Annotated in this window: 15 protein-coding genes; 7 read left to right on the top strand and 8 right to left on the bottom strand. The window is 69.1% G+C overall.

From position 1 onward, the window contains the following. Window positions 1–205: 205 nt before the first annotated feature. From AC1G9L_RS10480 to AC1G9L_RS10460, 5 genes are all read left to right on the top strand, one after another. Window positions 206–2437 (top strand): methyl-accepting chemotaxis protein, encoded by a 2232-nt coding sequence (locus AC1G9L_RS10480; protein WP_481070960.1) that lies wholly within the window; start codon window positions 206–208, stop codon window positions 2435–2437. 97 nt (window positions 2438–2534) lie between these two features. Further along, complete coding sequence (locus tag AC1G9L_RS10475) at window positions 2535–3401, top strand: CheR family methyltransferase (protein ID WP_019802525.1); 867 nt, start codon at window positions 2535–2537, stop codon at window positions 3399–3401. Next, window positions 3398–4000: a chemoreceptor glutamine deamidase CheD gene (cheD, locus tag AC1G9L_RS10470; protein ID WP_010343316.1), complete on the top strand. Its 603-nt coding sequence runs from the start codon at window positions 3398–3400 to the stop codon at window positions 3998–4000. The genes AC1G9L_RS10475 and cheD overlap by 4 nt, the downstream gene beginning before the upstream one ends. Then, complete coding sequence (locus AC1G9L_RS10465) at window positions 3997–5070, top strand: protein-glutamate methylesterase/protein-glutamine glutaminase (protein WP_041500147.1); 1074 nt, start codon at window positions 3997–3999, stop codon at window positions 5068–5070. The genes cheD and AC1G9L_RS10465 overlap by 4 nt, the downstream gene beginning before the upstream one ends. A gap of 4 nt (window positions 5071–5074) precedes the next feature. Beyond that, the gene (locus tag AC1G9L_RS10460; protein WP_019802521.1) at window positions 5075–7672 is read left to right on the top strand and encodes an EAL domain-containing protein; all 2598 of its coding nucleotides are present in this window, start codon (window positions 5075–5077) and stop codon (window positions 7670–7672) included. Window positions 7673–7808: 136 nt separating this feature from the next. Here AC1G9L_RS10460 and acnB read toward each other — a convergent pair whose 3' ends face one another. The 8 genes from acnB to AC1G9L_RS10420 form a co-directional block, all read right to left on the bottom strand. After that, entirely contained in the window at window positions 7809–10400 is a 2592-nt protein-coding gene (gene acnB, locus AC1G9L_RS10455) for a bifunctional aconitate hydratase 2/2-methylisocitrate dehydratase (protein ID WP_019802520.1), read from the bottom strand. Between the two features lie 52 nt (window positions 10401–10452). Further along, entirely contained in the window at window positions 10453–10860 is a 408-nt protein-coding gene (locus AC1G9L_RS10450; protein WP_010343321.1) for a type II toxin-antitoxin system VapC family toxin, read from the bottom strand. Further along, entirely contained in the window at window positions 10857–11120 is a 264-nt protein-coding gene (locus AC1G9L_RS10445; protein ID WP_010343322.1) for an AbrB/MazE/SpoVT family DNA-binding domain-containing protein, read from the bottom strand. The genes AC1G9L_RS10450 and AC1G9L_RS10445 overlap by 4 nt, the downstream gene beginning before the upstream one ends. A 158-nt stretch (window positions 11121–11278) precedes the next feature. Continuing rightward, window positions 11279–12712, bottom strand: coding sequence for an OprO/OprP family phosphate-selective porin (locus AC1G9L_RS10440; RefSeq protein ID WP_481070958.1), 1434 nt, complete (start codon window positions 12710–12712; stop codon window positions 11279–11281). Between the two features lie 119 nt (window positions 12713–12831). Continuing rightward, window positions 12832–13608, bottom strand: coding sequence for an ABC transporter permease (locus AC1G9L_RS10435; RefSeq protein ID WP_010343324.1), 777 nt, complete (start codon window positions 13606–13608; stop codon window positions 12832–12834). Further along, the gene (locus AC1G9L_RS10430; RefSeq protein WP_209248420.1) at window positions 13592–14425 is read right to left on the bottom strand and encodes an ABC transporter ATP-binding protein; all 834 of its coding nucleotides are present in this window, start codon (window positions 14423–14425) and stop codon (window positions 13592–13594) included. Before AC1G9L_RS10430 ends, AC1G9L_RS10435 begins: the two co-directional genes overlap by 17 nt. 11 nt (window positions 14426–14436) lie before the next feature. After that, window positions 14437–15489 (bottom strand): ABC transporter substrate-binding protein, encoded by a 1053-nt coding sequence (locus AC1G9L_RS10425; protein ID WP_019799929.1) that lies wholly within the window; start codon window positions 15487–15489, stop codon window positions 14437–14439. An 84-nt stretch (window positions 15490–15573) separates the two neighbouring features. Continuing rightward, entirely contained in the window at window positions 15574–16680 is a 1107-nt protein-coding gene (locus AC1G9L_RS10420) for a 4-oxalomesaconate tautomerase (RefSeq protein ID WP_019799930.1), read from the bottom strand. A 104-nt stretch (window positions 16681–16784) separates the two neighbouring features. Here AC1G9L_RS10420 and AC1G9L_RS10415 point away from each other — a divergent pair, with 104 nt between their 5' ends. Together AC1G9L_RS10415 and acnA are read left to right on the top strand one after the other, a co-directional pair. After that, window positions 16785–17687: a LysR substrate-binding domain-containing protein gene (locus AC1G9L_RS10415; protein ID WP_019799931.1), complete on the top strand. Its 903-nt coding sequence runs from the start codon at window positions 16785–16787 to the stop codon at window positions 17685–17687. 170 nt (window positions 17688–17857) lie between these two features. Continuing rightward, the gene (acnA, locus tag AC1G9L_RS10410; RefSeq protein ID WP_019799932.1) at window positions 17858–20617 is read left to right on the top strand and encodes an aconitate hydratase AcnA; all 2760 of its coding nucleotides are present in this window, start codon (window positions 17858–17860) and stop codon (window positions 20615–20617) included. The last annotated feature ends 205 nt before the right edge of the window (window positions 20618–20822 follow it).

The raw sequence follows: 20822 nt of genomic DNA, 5'->3' as shown, positions 1-20822 counted from the left end.
GCACCGGCCGGCGTTTGCCCGCCGGTGCCGCCCACCCGCTCTCCGCTACGCGGTCTCACCGGAGATCCTGGAGCCGCCTGCGCACGCTCCGGGATGGCCTCCGCCGCGCCTGCCCCCTGTCGCCGCCCTCGCCTCGCCTCATCGTTGCCGGCTGACCCGCCGGTCGCCCCGTCCTTTTCAATCCGCTGCTGCACATGGAATGCCCATGAACGTCCTCGCGCACCTGAAAATCCGCGACAAGCTGATCGTCGCCTTCGCCGTGACCACGCTGCTGACCTTGGTGCTGGGGGCCCTCACCTACTCGCGCACCAATCTCTCGATCGCCGAGTTCAGGCGCATCCAGCACGACTGGGTACCGGCGACCCAGGCCATGGCCGAGGTACGCGCGCAGCTCGGCGAATTCCGCACCTACGAACTGGCGCAGTTGGCGCGCGCGGACGATCCCAAGGCCCAGGCCGACTACTTCAAGCGCATGCAGAAGGTGCGCACCGAGGTGGCGAAGAACCAGCAGGTCATCGCGACGATGATGCGCGATGCCAAGCAGGTGCAGATGTACGCCGGCGTGCAGGAAACCTTGAAGGCCTACCTGCAGGCCAACACCGAGATGGGCGCCGCGCTGCGTGCCGGCGACGTGGCCGGCGCGCAAACGATCTCCGACACCCGGTCGCGGGCGCTGCGCCGGACCCTGTTCGATCGCATCGTGGCGCTCACCGAGTACAACGTCGCCGAACTGAATCGGGAAATGGACCGCGCCGACAGCCAGTTGTCCAACACCAAGACGCTGATCCTGGCGCTGCTGGGGCTGGCCGTGCTGTTCGCCGGCGTCACCGCCTGGCTGATCGCGCGCGGCATGGCACGCCAGCTGCACGCGGCCAAGCGCCTGTCGCAGGCGGTGGCACGCGGCGAACTGGAGGGCGCCACCTACCCGCACGCCAAGGACGAGATCGGCGAGCTGATGGACGACATGCTGATCATGCGCTCGCGCATCCACACGGTGATCCGCGCGCAGGAGGAGATGGCACGCCAGCACGCGTACGGCACCATCAGCTACCGCATGGACGAGAACGCCTTCCCGGGCGAATACGGGCAGATGGTCAAGGGCACCAACGACCTGGTGGCCTCGCATATCGCGGTGAAGATGCGCCTGCTGGACATCATCAAGCGCTATGCGATCGGCGACCTGTCCGAGGACATGGACCGCCTGCCCGGCGAAAAGGCCGTGCTCACCGAAACCATGGACATGGCCAAGCAGAACCTGACCGCGATGAGCGAGCAGATCAAGCAGCTGGCGGAGGCGGCGGCGGCCGGTGCGTTCGGCACGCGCGGCGACCCCGAGCGGTTCCAGTACGGCTTCCGGACGATGGTGCAGGACCTCAACGCGATGATGGACGTCAGCGACCGCAACCTGGGCGAGCTGTCGACGCTGCTGCAGGCCATCGCCGCCGGCGACCTGACCGCGCGCATGCATGGCGAGTACCACGGCGTGTTCGGACGCATGCGCGACGACGCCAACGCCACCGCGGCGCAGTTGGCGGCCATCGTCGGCCGTATCCAGGCCGCCGCCGCCAATATCAATGTCGCCTCCACCGAGATCGCCAGCGGCAACGGCGACCTGTCGCGCCGCACCGAGCAGCAGGCCGCCAGCCTGGAGCGCACCGCCGCGTCGATGGAGGAACTGACCTCCACCGTGAAGCAGAACGCCGAGTACGCGCGCCAGGCCAACCAACTCGCCGCCGGCGCGGCCGCCGTCGCCTCGCAGGGCGGCGACGTGGTCGGCCAGGTGGTCACCACCATGAACGGGATCGAGGCCTCGTCGAAAAAGATCGCCGACATCATCGGCGTCATCGACGGCATCGCCTTCCAGACCAACATCCTGGCGCTCAACGCGGCGGTGGAAGCCGCCCGTGCCGGCGAACAGGGCCGCGGCTTCGCCGTGGTCGCCACCGAAGTGCGGACGCTGGCGCAGCGCTCGGCCAACGCCGCCAAGGAGATCAAGGGCCTGATCGACGAGTCGGTCGGCCGCGTCGCCGAAGGCTCGGCCCTGGTCGACCAGGCCGGCCGCACCATGCAGGAGATCGTGACCTCGGTGCAGCGCGTCACCGACATCATGAGCGAGATCGCCGCCGCCTCGCAGGAGCAGTCGGCCGGTATCGAGCAGGTCAACCAGACCGTGGTGCAGATGGACGAGAGCACCCAGCAGAACGCCGCGCTGGTCGAGGAAGCCACCGCCGCAGCGCGCTCGATGGAGGACCAGGCCGGCCAGTTGGGCGCGGCCATCGCCGCCTTCAAGCTGGACACCTACCACGGCGTCGCCGCCAATGCGCCGACCGCGCCGAGCACCCCCGCCCCCGTTCGTGCCGGAACCCGGGCGACGGCGCGGCCGCGGCCGGCCATCGCGGCGGTCGCGACCAGCGAGGCGCAGTGGCAGGAGTTCTGAGCAGGCAAGCCACCGCCGGCGGCCGTCCCTGACCGCCGGCTGTCAATTTCGGCCGCGCCCGGCCGATAACCCGATTGACCGACCATCGCTGCGCACCATGGCCATCCAGACTCCCGCTTCGCCCTCCTCCGGTTCCGACAATCGCGACTTCGACTTCAGCGACCGCGATTTCAAGCGGGTCTGCGACCTCATCTACCAGAAGGCCGGCATCGCCCTGGCCCCGGCCAAGCGCGACATGGTCTACGGCCGGCTGTCGCGGCGCCTGCGCGTGCTGGGCCTGCGCTCGTTCCGCGACTACCTGGACTGGCTGGAGCGCGACGGCGGCGACGAATGGGAGGCGTTCACCAACGCGCTGACCACCAACCTGACCTCGTTTTTCCGCGAGCCGCACCATTTCGAGCGGCTGCGCGAGGAGCTGCAGAAGCATTCCGGCGCCGCACCGCTGAAGATCTGGTCCTGCGCCTCGTCCACCGGCGAGGAGCCCTACTCGCTGGCGATCACCGCCTGCGAGGCGTTCGGCACGCTGACGCCGCCGGTGCGGATCCTGGCCACCGACGTCGACACCCAGGTGCTGGCCACCGCCTCGCGCGGCGTGTACGCGCTGGAGCGCGTCGCCAGCCTCGACCCCGCCCTCAAGCGCAAGTACTTCCAGCGCGGCAGCGGCGCCAACGAAGGCCAGTGCCGGGTGCTGCCGGCGCTGCGCGACCTGCTCGAGTTCCGCCAGCTCAACCTGCTGGAGCCGCGCTACGATGTGGCCGGTCCGTACCTGGCGCTGTTCTGCCGCAACGTGATGATCTACTTCGACAAGCCGACCCAGCGCGGCATCCTGTCGCGGCTGATTCCGCACCTGGACGAGGATGGCATGCTCTACACCGGCCATTCGGAAAACTATCTGCATGCGGCCGACCTGATCCAGCCCTGCGGCCGCACGCTGTACCGCCGGGCGCAAAAGGATCGCACATGAGCCCCGCAGCCATGGCCGTAGACCAGGTGATGCGCTATCACGATACGCGCTTCCAGACGACGGCGGCCAAGCTGCTGCCGACCCAGTACCTGGTGGTGGACGACGACACCGCGCTGACCACGATCCTGGGGTCGTGCGTGGCCGCCTGCATCCGCGACCCGCTGCTGAAGATCGGCGGCATGAATCACTTCATGCTGCCCGACGGCCAGAGCGGCGACGGTGCGCCGGCGCGCTACGGCAGCTATGCGATGGAAGTGCTGATCAACGACCTGCTCAAGCGCGGCGCCGCCCGCAACCGCCTGGAAGCCAAGGTGTTCGGCGGCGGCAACGTGCTCAAGGGGTTCACCAACAACCCGGTCGGTACGCGCAATGCCGACTTCGTGCTGAACTATCTGAAGGCCGAGCAGATCCCGGTGGTGGCCGAGGACCTGCGCGGTATCCATCCGCGCAAGATCTGGTTCTTCCCCGGCACCGGCCGCGTGGTCGTGCAGCGCCTGCCGCACGCGCACGAGGAGGCCGAAATCGCCGCGGCCGAGTCGGCGGTGCGTGCCCGTCTCACCAAAGCCCCCGTCACCGGCGCCGTGGAGTTGTTCGAATGAGCCTGGAAGCCCCTTGCCGCGTGCTGATCGTCGACGACTCCGCGGTCGTGCGGCAGATCCTCACCGAGATCCTGTCCGGCGCCCCCGGCATCGAAGTGGTCGGCTCGGCCGCCGATCCGCTGCTGGCGCGCGAGAAGATCAAGCGCCTGAACCCGGACGTGATCACCCTGGACGTGGAAATGCCGCGCATGGACGGCCTGGCGTTCCTGGAAAACCTGATGCGGCTGCGGCCCACGCCGGTGGTGATGATCTCCTCGCTCACCGAGCGCGGCGCCGACACCACGCTGCAGGCGCTGTCGCTGGGCGCGGTCGATTTCGTCTCCAAGCCCAAGCTCGACGTGGCCCGCGGGCTGGAGGGCTACGCCGAAGAGATCGTCACCAAGGTCAAGAACGCGGCCAAGGCCAAGGTCCGCGCGCTGGACCGGCCGGCCGCACCGAAACCGGCCGGCGCCACCGCCACGCCCGCCGCGGTGTCCTCGCTGAAGTTCCGCACCACCGACCGGCTGATCGCCATCGGCGCGTCCGCCGGCGGCACCGAGGCGCTGCGCGTGGTGCTGGAAGGCATGCCGGCCGACGCCCCGGCGGTGGTGATGACCCAGCACCTGCCGGCCGGCTTCAGCACCGCCTTCGCCGACCGCCTCAACCGGCACTCGGCGATGGCCGTGCGCGAGGCCACCGAGGGCGAAGCGATCCTGCCCGGCCACGCCTACCTGCCGCCGGGCGGCAAGCACCTGCAGGTGATCCGCGACGGCGCACGCTGGCGCTGCAAGATCGACGATGGCCCGCCGGTCAACCGGCACAAGCCGGCGGTGGACGTGCTGTTCCAGTCGGTGGCGCGCAATGCCGGCGCCAATGCCATCGGCGCGATCCTGACCGGCATGGGCGACGACGGCGCCCGCGGCCTGCTGGAAATGCTGCAGGCCGGCGCCAGCACCCTGGTCCAGGACGAGGCCACCAGCGTGGTCTGGGGCATGCCCGGCACCGCCTTCCGCATGGGCGCGGCGCAGGAAGTGCTGCCGCTGGACAAGATCGCCGAGCGGCTGATCGCGCTGTCCGTGCAGGCCCGCTGAGACCATGCCGGGCCGCCGCCTCGTCACGTCGAGCGCGCCCAGCGACGCCAGCGTGGAAGCGGCGCGGGTCGCATCGGCCCGATCCGAACTGGATCTGCTGCTGTGCCTGCAATACGCGCCCGAAGGCGTGCTGATCGTCGATCCGCAGGGGCGCGTGGTCGCCTTCAACCACACCGCCGAAGCGCTGTGGAACCGTCCCCGCGCGCAGGTGCTGGGGCGTCCGCTGGGCGAGCTGGCCGATGCCGAGGTGCGCGACGACTTCCTCGCGCATTGCCTGCACGACAGCGGCAGCGGCAGCTACGAACTGCTGACGCACGACTACGAGGGCGCGGCGCGCTGGCTGGCGGTGAGCGCAGCGCGGGCCCCGCAGCACTACAGCCAGCTGCAGGTGCTGTTCGTCCGCGACATCAGCGCCGAGCGCGCCCGCGATGCCAGGATGCGGCTGCTGTCGCTGGCACTGGACTCCAGCGACGCCGCCATCGTCGTCTGCGATCCGCAGTTGAACATCCTCTACGTCAACGCCGGCTTCAGCCAGGTGTTCGGCTATGCCGAGAGCGAAGTGCTGGGGCATCTGCCGAGCAACGTATTGGCCGGCCCCGGTACCGACCTGCAGACCGTGCAGCACACCCGCGAGCGCGTGCGCGCCGGTTTCGGCCACCAGACCGACATCCTCGCCTACCGCAAGGACGGCACCCCGCTGTGGGCCACCCTGGTCGCCACCCCTATCGCCGGCGAGGACGGCAGCCAGCAGCACTACATCCTCTCGTTCACCGACATCACCCAGAGCAAGATGCACGAGGTGCTGCACAAGAACGTGCTGGAGGCGCTGGTCCGCGAACAGCCCTTGGTCGAGGTCGCCACGCTGATCTGCAAGGAGGTCGAGCGCATCGCGCCACAGCTGATGGCCGCGATCGTCAGCGTCGACGGCAGCGGCCGCCTGCAGCCGCTGGCGGCGCCGAGCATGCCGGTGCGGTTCGGCGAGACCATGAGCAACATGCGCGCGGGACCGCGTGCCGGCGCGCTCGGCACCTCGATCTGGCGCGGCAAGCAGGTGCTGGTGCTCGACCCGCGCACCGACCCGCTGTTCGCCGACTACATGGGGCTGGTGGACCATGTGCAGTTGGGCACCTGCGTGGCCACCCCGATCAAGTCCAGCAGCGGCCGCGTCCTCGGCAGCTTCGCGCTGTGCTACCGGCAGGTGCGCGAGCCGCTGGCCTGGCACCTGCGCCTGATCGAACTGTGTGTGCACCTGTGCGCGCTGGCGCTGGAACGCGAGCAGACCAGGGCGCGCGTCCACCAACTCGCCTTCTACGACTCGCTCACCGGCCTGCCCAACCGGGTGATGTTCAGCGCCCGTGCCGAGCAGGCGCTGGCCGCCGCCGAGCATCAGGGCACGCCGGTGGCGATCCTGTTCGTGGACATCGACCGCTTCAAGCGCGTCAACGAAACCCAGGGGCATACCGCCGGCGACGGCCTGCTGCGCGACATCGCCCGGCGCATCTGCGACACCCTGGGCGTGACCGACCTGGTCGGCCGCCAGGCCGGCGACGAATTCGTGCTGATGTTGCCGCACTGCAGCGCCGAGCACGCCGCCGGCGTCGCCGAGCGCCTGCTGCTGGCGCTGGCCGAACCGGTGGTGGTGGGCCAGATGACCCTGCATCCCAGCGCCAGCATCGGCGTGGCGATGTTCCCCGAGGACGGCACCGACATCGAGACCCTGCTGCGCCATGCCGACCTGGCCATGTTCCGGGCCAAGCACGAGGGCGGTCACAGCGTGCGCTACTTCAGTTCCGACATGAACCGCATGGCGCAGGAACGCGTGGCGATGGAGACCGCGCTGCGCGAGGCCCTGCATCGCGACAGGCTGCAACTGCACTACCAGCCGCAACTGGACAGCCAGGCGCCGCATGCGCTGTACGGCGTGGAAGCGCTGCTGCGCTGGGAGCATCCGAACCTCGGTGCGATCTCGCCGGCGCGGTTCGTGCCGATGGCCGAGGAATGCGGCCTGATCGACGAACTCGGCCACTGGGTGCTGCGCGAGGCCTGCCGGCAGATGGCCGACTGGCGCCTGCGCGGCGTCCCGGTACCGCGCGTGGCGGTGAACCTGTCGGCCAACAATTTCGCCGATCCGCAGCTGCCGGCGCGGGTGGAGGGCCTGCTCGCCACCTTCGGCCTGCAACCGGCCGACCTGGCCCTGGAGATGACCGAGAGCGTCATGCTCTCCAACCCCAACGCGGTGCTGGCCAACCTGCGCCAGTTGCAGGCCAGCGGCGTGCTGCTGTCGCTGGACGACTTCGGCACCGGTTACTCCAGCCTCAGCCATCTGCATCAGTTGCCGGTCAACGAACTGAAGCTGGACATGAGCTTCGTCAGCGACCTGGAGCACTGCCAGACCTCGCGGACCCTGACCACCTCGGTGCTGCGCATCGGCGAGACCCTGGGCCTGCATACCGTTGCCGAGGGCGTGGAAACCGAAGCGCAACGCGCGTTCCTGGCGCGGCTGGGCTGCCGCGTGCTGCAGGGCTTCCTGTTCGCGCCGGCGCTGCCGGCCGCGGCGCTGGAACACTGGCTCCACGGGCGTGCGCCCGCGCTGCCGGCGTGAGCGTAGCCTCAGCGCGGCCAATCTGTCGCGCGTCGCAACGCTGGCAACACCCACGAAAAAGCCCGGCACTGCCGGGCTTCTTCGTTGCGACGGTGCCGCATGCGCGGCACCTCGCGTCAGCGCATCGCCGGGGCGATCAGGCCGCGACCGTGGCGGCCACGTCCTGGTAGTCCTGGATCTGATCGAAGTTCATGTAGCGATAGATCTGCTCGCCACTGGTCTTGATCACGCCCACGTCGGCCATGTATTCCTCCTTGGTCGGGATCCGGCCCAGGCGCGAGCAGATCGCCGCCAGTTCCGCCGAGCCCAGGTACACGTTGGTGTTGCGGCCCAGGCGGTTGGGGAAGTTGCGGGTGGAGGTCGAGAACACCGTGGCGCCCTCGCGCGCCTGCGCCTGGTTGCCCATGCACAGCGAGCAACCCGGCATTTCCATGCGCGCGCCGGCGGCGCCGAAGGTGCCGTAGTGGCCTTCCTTGGTCAGCTCCGAGGCGTCCATCTTGGTCGGCGGCGCAACCCACAGGCGGGTCGGGATGTCGCGCTTGCCTTCCAGCAGCTTGGCCGCGGCACGGAAGTGGCCGATGTTGGTCATGCACGAACCGATGAACACTTCGTCGATCGCCGCGCCGGCGACGTCGGACAGGGTCTTCACGTCGTCCGGATCGTTCGGGCAGGCCACGATCGGCTCGTGAATGTCGGCCAGGTCGATCTCGATCACCGCCGCGTACTCGGCGTCGGCATCGGGCTCAAGCAGCTGCGGATCGGCCAGCCACTCTTCCATCTTCTTGATCCGCCGCGCCAGCGAACGCGCGTCGGCATAACCTTCGGCGATCATCCACTTCAGCAGGGTGATGTTGCTGGTCAGGTACTCGACGATCGGTTCCTTGTTCAGGCGCACCGTGCAGCCGGCGGCCGAGCGCTCGGCGGAGGCGTCGGACAGTTCGAACGCCTGCTCCACCTTCAGTTCCGGCAGGCCTTCGATCTCCAGGATGCGGCCGGAGAAGATGTTCTTCTTGCCCTGCTTGGCCACGGTCAGCAGGCCCTGCTTGATCGCGTACAGCGGGATCGCGTTGACCAGGTCGCGCAGGGTCACGCCCGGCTGCATCTGCCCCTTGAAGCGCACCAGCACGCTCTCGGGCATGTCCAGCGGCATGACGCCGGTGGCGGCGGCGAAGGCCACCAGGCCAGAACCGGCCGGGAACGAGATGCCGATCGGGAAGCGGGTGTGCGAGTCGCCGCCGGTGCCGACGGTGTCGGGCAGCAGCATGCGGTTGAGCCAGCTGTGGATCACGCCATCGCCCGGACGCAGCGACACGCCGCCGCGGGTGGAGATGAACTCCGGCAGGGTGTGGTGGGTCTTGACGTCCACCGGCTTCGGGTACGCCGCGGTGTGGCAGAACGACTGCATCACCAGGTCGGCGGAGAAGCCGAGGCAGGCCAGGTCCTTCAGCTCGTCGCGGGTCATCGGGCCGGTGGTGTCCTGCGAACCCACCGAGGTCATCTTCGGCTCGCAGTAGGTACCCGGGCGCATGCCCTGGCCTTCCGGCAGCCCGCAGGCGCGGCCGACCATCTTCTGCGCCAGCGAGAAGCCCTTGCCGGTATCCGGCGGGTCCATCGGCAGGCGGAACAGGGTCGACGCCGGCAAGCCCAGGAACTCGCGCGCCTTGGCGGTGAGGCCGCGGCCGACGATCAGCGGGATGCGGCCGCCGGCGCGCACTTCGTCGAACAGCACGTCCGATTTCATCGCGAACTCGGCGATCACCTGCCCATTCTTCAGCGCCTTGCCCTCGTACGGACGCAGCTCGACCACGTCGCCGTGCTCCATCTGCGACACGTCCAGCTCGATCGGCAGCGCACCTGCGTCTTCCATGGTGTTGTAGAAGATCGGCGCGATCTTCGAACCCAGGCACACGCCGCCGAAGCGCTTGTTGGGGATGTACGGGATGTCCTCGCCGGTCCACCACAGCACCGAGTTGGTCGCCGACTTGCGCGAGGAACCGGTACCGACCACGTCGCCGACGTAGGCGACCAGGTGGCCCTTGGCCTTGAGGTCGGCGATGGCCTGGATCGGGCCGCGCTTGCCGTCCTCTTCCGGCTCGAACGGCGCGCCGTCGCGCTTGTTCTTCAGCATCGCCAGGGCGTGCAGCGGGATGTCCGGGCGGGTGGTGGCGTCCGGCGCCGGCGACAGGTCGTCGGTGTTGGTCTCACCCGGCACCTTGAACACGGTGATGGTCAGGCTCTGCGGCACTTCCGGCTTGCTGGTGAACCACTCGGCCTCGGCCCAGCTCTGCAGCACCGCCTTGGCGTGCGCGTTGCCGGCCTCGGCCTTTTCCTGCACGTCGTGGAAGGCGTCGAAGATCAGCAGGGTGTGCTTGAGGCCTTCGGCGGCGACCGCGCCCAGCTCGGCGTTGTCCAACAGCTCGACCAGCGGATGGATGTTGTAGCCGCCGAGCATGGTGCCCAGCAGTTCGGTGGCGCGGGTGGGCGAGATCAGCGGGGTGGTCTCGCTGCCGAAGGCGACCGCGGCCAGGTACGAGGCCTTGACCTTGGCGGCGTCGTCGACGCCGGCCGGCACGCGTTGGCTCAGCAGTTCGACCAGGAACTGCTCTTCGCCGGCCGGCGGATTCTTCAGCAGCTCGATGACCTGCGCGGTCTGCTGCGCGCTCAGCGGCAGCGGCGGGATTCCGAGCGCGGCGCGCTCTGCAACGTGGTGGCGGTAGGCTTCCAACATGCGGGTTCTCCGGAAAAAAACGGTGGGGATGAGCGGTAGCGGTTGCGCGGCGTCAGCCGGCGGGCTTGGGCACGATGATCTTCAGGCCCTTGAAGTAATCGCGGAAAAAACCGTCGTCGCGGGTGATCAGGCCATCGCATTGCAGCAGCGCATGCGCCCCGATCAGGAAATCGGCCACCACCCGCTCGCGCTTGCCGCCGCGGGCGCGGAAGCGGCGCTGCATCTCGCCGGCGCGCAAGGCCGACTTGGCCTCCAGCGCGCTGAAGCGGATGCTCATGTCCTCCAGCACCGACAACGCCTCCGCGCCGTCGCGCAGCGCGCTGCAGACTTCGGCCAGGACGATGTCGCAGACCACCACCGGGCCGGTGCTCAGGCACTGGCGCAGGCAGGCTTCGGCGGCGTCGGCCTGCGGGCCGTCGGCCAGCAGGTCCACCAGCACGGAGGAGTCGATGGCGATCATGCGCCGGCGTCGGGTTCGGGCTCGAACGGATCGCCCGGGGCGCGGCCGCGAATCGCGCGCATCGCCTCGTCGGTGCTGGCGAAGCCGTCGAGCTTGAAGCGGCCGCGGGCGCGCGAGATGGCATCGTCCACGCTCTTGCGCAGGATGATCCGGCCGCCGTCCAGTTCCACTTTCAGGATGGTGCCCTTGCTCAGGCCCAGCGCATCGCGCACGGCCTTGGGAAGGGTGATCTGACCGCGTTCGGCGACAGTGGCTTCCATCGGTGTAGGCCCGGTTCGGTATGCACGGATTATACATACCCAAGCGGTCATACCGCCAGCGACGGACGTGGTGCGGCACAGCGCCCGGTCAGCTGGCGGGCGCCGTGCCGCCGGTGCGGAACGACCTGGCGCCGGCCGCCCTGCCCTCGCTCAGCGGCTCAGAACGCCACCTGCAGGCGGGTATTGAAGGTGGTGCCCTGGTCCCGGCCCTGCACCGTGCCGCTGCGGTTGTCGGTCTGCCAGCGGATCACGTCGAGCATCAGCCGGCTGACATCGTTGAGGTACCAGTTGGTCCCCAGCGTCCAGGCGTTGCCGCGGCCGCCGCCCGGCAGTTCGGCGTAGTCCACATCCTCGTAGCGCAGCTTCAGTTCCCAGGCGCCGGCGCCGCCGGCGGTGACCGGGTCGGCGACCTTGACCCGGCCCCAGGTGCCGGTCTTGCCGGCATACGCGGGCAGCGCGCCGGACAGGAACCAGCCAGCCGATACCGCCCAGGCCTGGTGATCGAGATCGTAGCCGCCGGCCGCGCCACGCCCGCGCAGGTTGCGCGTGCCCCACTCGCCGCTGGCCCAGGCCGGGCCGAAGACGCCGGCCAGTTCCGCACCGTAGGCGTCGCTGCGCTGCGCGCCCAGCAGCGTTCCCGGCGCGATCCGGACCTGGTCGTTGAAGTGCCCGGCGATCGCCGAACTGCGCAGCACCCCGTTGGCGCCAGCGGCGATCTCCTCGTGGAAGGCCCAGGCGCCCAGGTGCACGGTCGCGGCCTTGCCGGCCAGCGGATTCCAGTGCGCGCGCGCCGCCCAGGTCAGGCTGTCGTTGTCGTCGCCGGCGTTGTTGAGGTCGTTGCCGGCCACCGACAGGCTGGCGTGCCAGTCGCGCCCGTAGAGGCGCTCGGTCAGGCCGACGCCGAACAGGCCGCGTTGCGGCAGGATCAGGGTGCCGACCACGTTGCGGTCCTGGAACGGGGTGTTGGAGGTGCTGCTGGCGCCGTCGATGCCGCGATCGTTCAGGCGATTGCCCACGCTCAGCTCGGCCGGCAGGCCGAACAGGCGATGGTCGATACTGGCGTACACCGATTTCCAGGCCACCGCGTTGTCGGCGAAGTCGCCTTCCACCACCCAGCCGAGCTGCCCGTAGCGGCCTTCGGCGCCTAGCCGCACCGAGCGGATCTCGGTGCCGGACAGGTTGCGCTGGCTGGCGGCGGAACCGTCGGTACTGGAGGCATCGACGAACAGGCGGCCGCGCGGACGGAACACCACGTTGCCATCGGCGCTGGCGAACTCCGGCGCGCCCTTCGACCACGACACCTTCGGCGCCTTGGTCTGCGCCGATTCGAGCGCGGCGACGCGACCTTCCAGCGCCGGTGCGGTGGTGGCGGGCGCCGGACTCGGCGCGGCGGGGGCCTGCAGCGCGTCGAGCCGCGCCTGCAGCTGCTGGATCTGCTGCGCCTGCTGCCGCACCAGCACGGTCAGTTCGGCCTGGCTCAACGTGGCCGGCGCGGCCGGCACGGTTTGCGCAGCGGCTTCGTTGGCGCCGCCGAGCAGCAGGCCGAGCGCGAGCGTCAGCGCTGCGCGGGGCAGCACGGGATGGGGATGCATGGATGGGTCTCTCCGGCCAGCCGGGCGCCTGGCCTGGCGCTGGCCCGTTGCGATGGTGCGGGGGATGCGATGCGCGCGACAAGCGCGCCACCGGCCGGGCCGGCGGCGCGCGGCCGCGGTCAGCTGGTGGCCTGGTTCTGCGCGTTGGGACGCCAGGTGATCAGGCGGTTCTCGATCACGTCCAGCAGCGCATCGATGAGCAGCACGAAGGCGGCCAGGATGATGATGCCGGCGAACACGCCCACGGCATTGAAGTTGCCCTCGGCCTGCGCGATCAGGTAGCCCAGGCCGGCGGAGGCGCCCAGGTATTCGCCGATGATCGCGCCGACCACGGCAAAGCCCACCGAGGTGCGCAGCGACGACAGGATCCAGCTCGCCGCCGCCGGGAAGTACACGTGGCGCAGCAGGTCGCGGCGATTGGCGCCGAGGATGCGCGCATTGGCCAGCACCACCGGATTGACCTCGCGCACGCCCTGCATGGCGTTGAAGAACGTGGTGAAGAACACCAGGGTCACCGCCAGCGCCACCTTCGACCACAGGCCCAGGCCCAGCCACAGCACGAAGATCGGCGCCAGCACCACGCGCGGGATCGCGTTGAAGCCCTTGATGAAGGGATCCAGGATCCGCGCCGAGCGCCGGCTCAGGCCCAGCCATACGCCGCCGGCCACACCCAGCGCGGTGCCGATGACGTAGCCGAGCGCGGTCTCGGTCAGGGTGATGTAGACGTGCTGGTAGAACCCGGTGTCGGACAGCCAGGCCCAGGCCTGCTGCACGATCGCCGTCGGCGCCGGGAAGAAGAACGGGTCGATCAGACCCAGGGCGATGCCGCCCTCCCAGCCGCCGAACACGGCCACGACCAGCGCGAGCTGGATGAGTTTGTCAGTCTTGGCGTGCATAGCTCTTCTCCACTTCGCCGCGCAGGCAGGCCCAGATGTCGCGGTACAGGTCGGTGAAACGCGTGTCGAGCTTGATCTCGGCGACGTTGCGCGGGCGCGGCAGGTCCACGTCGAAACTGCGCACCACGCGGCTGGCGGGACCGGAGGACAACACCACCACGCGATCGCCCAGCGCGATCGCCTCCTCCAGATCGTGGGTGATCAGGATCACCGAGCGGCGCTGCTCCTGCCACAGCCGCAGCAGTTCGTTCTGCATCAGGTGGCGGGTGTGGATGTCCAGCGCCGAGAACGGCTCGTCCATCAGGATCACCTTCGGCTCCACGATCAGCGCCTGCGCCATCTGCACGCGCTTGCGCTGGCCGCCGGAGAGCTGGTGCGGGTAGCGGTGCTCGAACCCGGCCAGGCCGACCTTGGCCAGCCAGGCATTGGCGCGCTGCTTGCGCTCGGCGTCGGCCACGCCGCGAAAGCGCAGGCCCAATTCCACGTTCTGGAAGGCGGTCTTCCACGGCAGCAGCGCGTCCTGCTGGAACAGGTAGCCGACCGCCTCCTGCACACCGGCGACCGGGCGGCCGTCGATGACGACCTGGCCAGCAGACGGCGACAGCAGCCCCGCCACCGAATTGAGGATGGTGCTCTTGCCGCAGCCGGTGGGGCCGACGATGGCGAGGAATTCGCCATCGGCGACCTGGATGTCCACGTCGCGCACGGCGGTGAAATCGCCGAAGGACATGGTGACGTTGTTGATCGCGACCATCGTCTGCGCCGGATCGAGGTGTGGCGCGCCGTTGAGGCGCTGCACGGTAGCGTTGCGTGCCATGGTTCCTCCGCTCACGGTTGGGCCGCCTTCGCCGCACCGCTGGCGCGATCCACGAAGGCGTTGGTGTAGGTCCTGGTCAGATCGATGTCCGCGCGCGCCACGTCCTTGTTGAACTCGCGCAGCACGGTCAACGGCGTTTCCAGGTCGGCGGCGACGAAGCGTCCGTCGCGGGTGAAGATGGCACGGGCGTTCTCCACCGCACGCGCATAGGTGGCGCGGTCGCCGGAGACATAGGCATCGGGCAAGGCCGCGACGATCTCCTCGGCGGAGTGGTCGGCGATGAAGCGCAGCGCCATCTGCTCGGCACGCACGATCTTCTCCGCATCCTGCGGCCGCTGTTCCAGGAAGCTGCGGTTGGCGTACATCACCGAGGTCGGGTACAGCCCACCGTAGACCTGGCGTGCGCCGGCATCGCTGCGCGCGTCGATCAGGATCCTGCCGATCTTGCGCTCGCTGATCAGGGTCGCCGCCGGGTCGTAGTTGACCAGCAGGTCGATCTTGCCCTGCTCCAGGGCCGCCACCGCGGCCGCGCCCGAGCCCACGCCGATCAACGACACCGCGCTCTCGGCGATGCCGTTGCGCGAGAGGTAATGGCGCACGAAGAAGTCGGACGAGGAGCCCGGCGCGGTGATGCCGACCTTCAGGCCCCTGATGGTCTGCGGCTTGGCCGGATCGAATGCGGTGTCGTTGCGCCCGGCCAGCACCAGCCCGGAATTGCGCGAGAGCAGCACGAAGGCGACCACGTCCTTGCGCTTGGACTGCATCTGGATGGTGTGGTCGTAGAAACCCACCGCCACGTCGGTGGAGTTGGCCACCAAGGCCTGCAGCACCTTGGAGCCGCCCTGGGCGAAGTTCTCGGTCTTGACCTTGACCCCGACCTGGTCGAAGTAGCCGTTGGCGTCGGCGATGAAGAACGGCAGGTTGTTGAGATTGTAGGACCCGACGCTGATGCGCACGGGGGTGGCGTCGGCGCTCGCCGCATCGCCGCGGCCCTTGCCGCAGGCGGTGAGAAGCAGCAGGCCGGCCGCGGCGAGCGCCACGGTGAAGAACGTTCTGGACAACATAGATCCCTCCCAGGATTGAAGCGTGTGCGTTGTCGGTCGCGGACGCCGTGCGTGCGTGCAGGCGCCCGGCCGGTTCGGGTCATGTCATGCCGCGGAGATCCATTGGCGGGCCTCGGTGGACACGGGCGAGGTCGCGAAGACCCGCCCTTCGAACAGCCGGCGGGCGGTGCGCACCACGCTGGCGACGATCGGCGCATCGGCCGCGGTGCGGCTCAATCCCACCTCCAGGGCGCCGCTTGGATGTTCCAGGACGACGTGGCGCGGCAGCACCGCATCGCCGACGAAGGCATTGGCCAGGGTACCCGGCGTGGCCGCCGCGGTGGCGATGCCGACCGCGCCGGTGATGGCCAGCGCGGTGTGGCACTGCTGCGGCATGAAATAGCGCACCTGCAGGTCGCCGCCATGCTGCGGCGCCGACAGCAGCACCGGCTTGGGAATCACCTTGCTGCCGGCGTCGGCGATGCCCATGCGCGCGCCCGCCTCGATCCGCAGCGCCTCCAGCCGCGCCAGCAGCGCGGCATCGGCATTCAGCTCGGCAGGCGAGGCATCGCCGCGCACGCCGAGATCGGCGGCACGCAGCAGCATCATCGGCATGGCGCAATCCACCAGACTCGTCGCGACCCCGTCGATGGTGTCCTGCGCATGGCCGCTCGGCAACAGCTTGCCGGTGCGCGCGCCGGCCGCGTCCAGGAACGACAGCCAGATCGGCGCGGCCGCGCCGGGCGCACCGGCGATGCGCGTCTCGCCACGGTACACCACCCGGCCATGCGGCGTTTCCACCGTGGCCACGATCAGCTTGCCGGTATTGACGTTGTGGATGCGCACCTGGGTGCGCGGATGCTGCGCCTGCACCAGGCCGCGCTCGATCGCGTACGGCGCCACCGCCGCCAGCATGTTGCCGCAGTTGGGCGAGGTGTCCACCACCTGCTGCTCGACCCGCACCTGCGCGAACAGATAGTCCACGTCCGCGTCGGCGCGGCTGGAGCGGTCGATGATGGCGACCTTGCTGGTCAGCGCGTTGCCGCCGCCGATGCCGTCGATCTGCAGCGGATGGCCGGCGCCCATCACCTCCAGCAGCAGGCGGTCGCGGCGGGCGGGATCGGCCGGCAGGTCCGGCGCGAAGAAGAACGGCCCCTTGGAGGTGCCGCCGCGCATGAGCACGCAGGGAATGCCGAGCAGATCGTTGGACATGGTGTAGATTGATGCGCCATGAAGATGAATGTCTTCGTCTGATTCGATACTGGCATGACCCCAATTGATCTGTGAATTGCTAATTTCCCGATGATTGATTACCTATGAGCATCAATTGCGAAATCCTCGACCTGCGCGCGTTCCTGCTGGTGGCCGAGACGCGCAGCTTCCACCGCGCGGCCGAGGCGCTGCACATGTCGCAACCGGCGCTGAGCCGGCGCATCCAGAAGCTGGAACAGGCGGTGGGGTCGCCATTGCTGGAGCGCACCACCCGCAGCGTGGCCACCACCGCCATCGGCGAGAACCTGCTGCCGCTGGTGCGGCGCATGATCGAGGAGTTCGACGGCTCGCTGTTCTCGGTGCGCGGCCACAACGATGCGCGCGGCGCCACCGTCACCATCGCCTGCCTGCCGACGGCCGCGTTCTACTTCCTGCCCAGCGTGATGGCGCGCTTCCGCGAGGCGCATCCGCACGTGCGCTTCCGCATTCTCGACATCCCGGCCACCGAGGGCCTGCAGGCGGTGGAACGCGGCGAGGTGGAGTTCGGCATCAACTTCATGGGCGCCAACGATCCCAACCTGGATTTCGACGTGCTCGCCGAAGACCCGTTCGTGCTGGCCTGTCGTCGCGATCATCCGCTGGCGAAGAAACGCCGGATCGAATGGGCCGACCTGGCCCAGCACCAGTTGATCACCGTGCACCGCACCAGCGGCAACCGCACCCTGCTCGACGGCGCACTGGCGCGCGAGAACCTGAAGCTGAGCTGGCACTACGAAGTGACCCACCTGTCCACCTCGCTGGGCATGGTCGAAGCCGGCATCGGCGTGTCGGTGCTGCCGAAGATGGCCACCCCCGACGGCGAACATCCGATCCTGGTGACGCGGCCGATCGGCAATCCGGTGGTCTCGCGCACCATCGGCATCGTGCGCCGGCGCAGCGCGCTGCTCTCGCCCAGCGCCGAGCGTTTCCTGCAGATGCTGATGAGCCGCTGGCGCGGCAAGCCGTGACACGGGCGCTACATCTGAACGTGTAAGCTTCGGCCCGACGCCTTGGGCCGCCGCGCCTTCCGGCCGCGCCGCGACGCGACGCAATGCCGGCAACGCAATGGCCCGGCACTCGCAAGCAGGCTCGTCACAGCGGGCCACTGCAAGCCACCCGCAATCAGGAGTTCCCCCGCATGAACGACTCGTTCTCCACCCGCAGCCAACTCCACGTCGGCGGCAAGACCTACGGTTACTTCAGCCTGCCCAAGCTCGGCGAGCGCTTCGACATCTCGCGCCTGCCCTACTCGCTGAAGATCCTGCTGGAGAATCTGCTGCGCCACGAGGACGGCGGCGCGACCGTCGGCAAGGAGCACATCGAAGCGGTGGCGCAATGGCAGCCGACCGCCGAGCCGGACACCGAGATCGCGTTCATGCCGGCACGCGTGGTGCTGCAGGATTTCACAGGCGTGCCGTGCGTGGTCGACCTGGCGGCGATGCGCGATGCAGTGGTCAAGCTCGGCGGACGTCCGGAGCAGATCAACCCGCTGATTCCCTCGGAACTGGTGATCGACCACTCGGTGCAGGTGGACGTGTTCGGCAAGCCCGACGCACTGGATCTCAACGGCAAGATCGAATTCCAGCGCAACAAGGAGCGCTACGGTTTCCTGCGCTGGGGCCAGAAGGCCTTCGACAACTTCAAGGTAGTGCCGCCGAACACCGGCATCGTGCACCAGGTCAACCTGGAGCACCTGGCGCGGGTGGTGATGACCGGCGAACGCGACGGCGAGGCGCTGGCCTATCCGGACACCGTGTTCGGCACCGACAGCCACACCACCATGATCAACGGCATCGGCGTGCTCGGTTGGGGCGTGGGCGGCATCGAGGCCGAAGCGGCGATGCTCGGCCAGCCCTCCTCGATGCTGATCCCGCAGGTGGTGGGCTTCAAGCTCACCGGCAAGCTGCCCGAAGGCGCCACCGCCACCGACCTGGTGCTGACGGTGACGCAGATGCTGCGCAAGCACGGCGTGGTCGGCAAGTTCGTCGAGTTCTTCGGCGACGGCCTGCAGCACCTGCCGCTGGCCGACCGTGCCACCATCGGCAACATGGCGCCGGAGTACGGCGCCACCTGCGGCATCTTCCCGATCGACGCCGAATCGCTGACCTACCTGCGCCTGTCCGGCCGCAGCGAGGAGCAGATCGCGCTGGTCGAGGCCTACGCCAAGGCGCAGGGCCTGTGGCACGACGCCGACAGCGCGCACGCCAGCTACAGCGCGACGCTGGAACTGGACATGGGCGAGGTCAAGCCGTCGCTGGCCGGCCCCAAGCGCCCGCAGGACCGCGTGCTGCTGGAAGACATGCAGCGCAACTTCCGCGACAGCCTGGTGCCGTTCGCCGACGCGCGCAGCAAGCGCCACAGCGATGCGAAACAGGAAGACCGGCTCAAGAACGAAGGCGGCGGCGGCACCGCGGTCGGCGCCCAGGCGGCGCAGGCGCAGGAGGCCGAGGCCAGCGGCGCCGGCTGGCGCCTGCGCGACGGCGCGGTGGTGATCGCGGCGATCACCTCCTGCACCAACACCTCCAACCCGGCGGTGATGCTCGGCGCCGGCCTGCTCGCACGCAACGCCCTGGCCAAGGGCCTGAAGGCGCAGCCCTGGGTCAAGACCTCGCTCGGGCCGGGCTCGCTGGTGGTCACCGATTACCTCAAGAAGGCCGGGGTGATGGACGACCTGGAACAGCTCGGTTTCTACGTGGTCGGCTATGGCTGCACCACCTGCATCGGCAACTCCGGCCCACTGCCGGAGGACGTGTCCGCGGCGATCGCCCAGGACGACCTGGTGGTGGCCTCGGTGCTGTCGGGCAACCGCAATTTCGAAGGCCGCGTGCATCCGGAAGTGAAGATGAACTACCTGGCCTCGCCGCCGCTGGTGGTCGCCTACGCCATCGCCGGCACCACCGACATCGACCTGACCCGCGACCCGCTCGGCACCGGCAGCGACGGCCAGCCGGTGTACCTGCGCGACATCTGGCCGAGCAACAAGGAGATCGGCGACACCATCGCCGCAACGGTCGGCCCGGAGATGTTCAAGCAGAACTACGCCGACGTGTTCAAGGGCGACAGCCGCTGGAACACCATCGCCTCGCCCGATGGCGAGCTGTACGCCTGGGACGGCGCCTCCACCTACATCAAGAACCCGCCCTACTTCGACGGCATGACCATGCAGGTCGGCCGCATCGAGGACGTGCACGGCGCGCGCGTGCTGGGCCTGTTCGGCGATTCGATCACCACCGACCACATCTCCCCGGCCGGCAACATCAAGAAGGACTCGCCGGCGGGCCGCTTCCTGCAGGAGCGCGGCGTGCAGCCGGCCGACTTCAACAGCTACGGCAGCCGCCGCGGCAACGACGACGTCATGGTCCGCGGCACCTTCGCCAACATCCGCATCAAGAACCTGATGTTCGGCGGCGAGGAAGGCGGCAACACCCTGTACCACCCGCCCGGCGGCGGCCAGCCGGAAAAGCTGGCGATCTACGACGCGGCGATGAAGTACAAGGCCGACGGCGTGCCGCTGGTGGTGATCGGCGGCAAGGAATACGGCACCGGCTCCTCGCGCGACTGGGCAGCCAAGGGCACCAACCTGCTCGGGGTCAAGGCGGTAATCGCCGAAAGCTTCGAGCGCATCCACCGCTCCAATCTCGTCGGCATGGGCGTGCTGCCGCTGCAGTTCCTCGACGGCCAGAACGCGCAGAGCCTGGGCCTGGACGGCTCGGAAGTCTTCGAGATCACCGGCCTGCAGGACGGCGCCAGCAAGCGCGCCAAGGTCGTCGCCACGAAGGCCGACGGCAGTGCGCAGACCTTCGAGGTGGCGGTGATGCTGCTGACCCCGAAGGAAGTGGAGTACTTCCGCCACGGCGGCCTGCTGCAGTACGTACTGCGTCAGCTGGCGGCGCGCTGACCGACCCTGCGGTTTCCGGCAGCGGCAGCCCGGCCCCCGCGCCTGCGCGGGGGCGCTTCGCAGCACTGCCGGCAGCGAAGGGACCATGTCCAATCATCAATCCGCGGCCGCGACGTCCGCAGTTGCAACTGCAGTTGCAGTTGCAGTTGCTGTTGTATTTGCTCCTGCTCTTCCGGGTTCCCTTCCGAAGCGGCGGCCGTCCCGG

This window comes from Xanthomonas sp. NCPPB 1132 (assembly GCF_056629235.1).
Note: the sequence above shows the minus strand (reverse complement) of the source record. Positions and strands in the feature narration are given on the sequence as shown.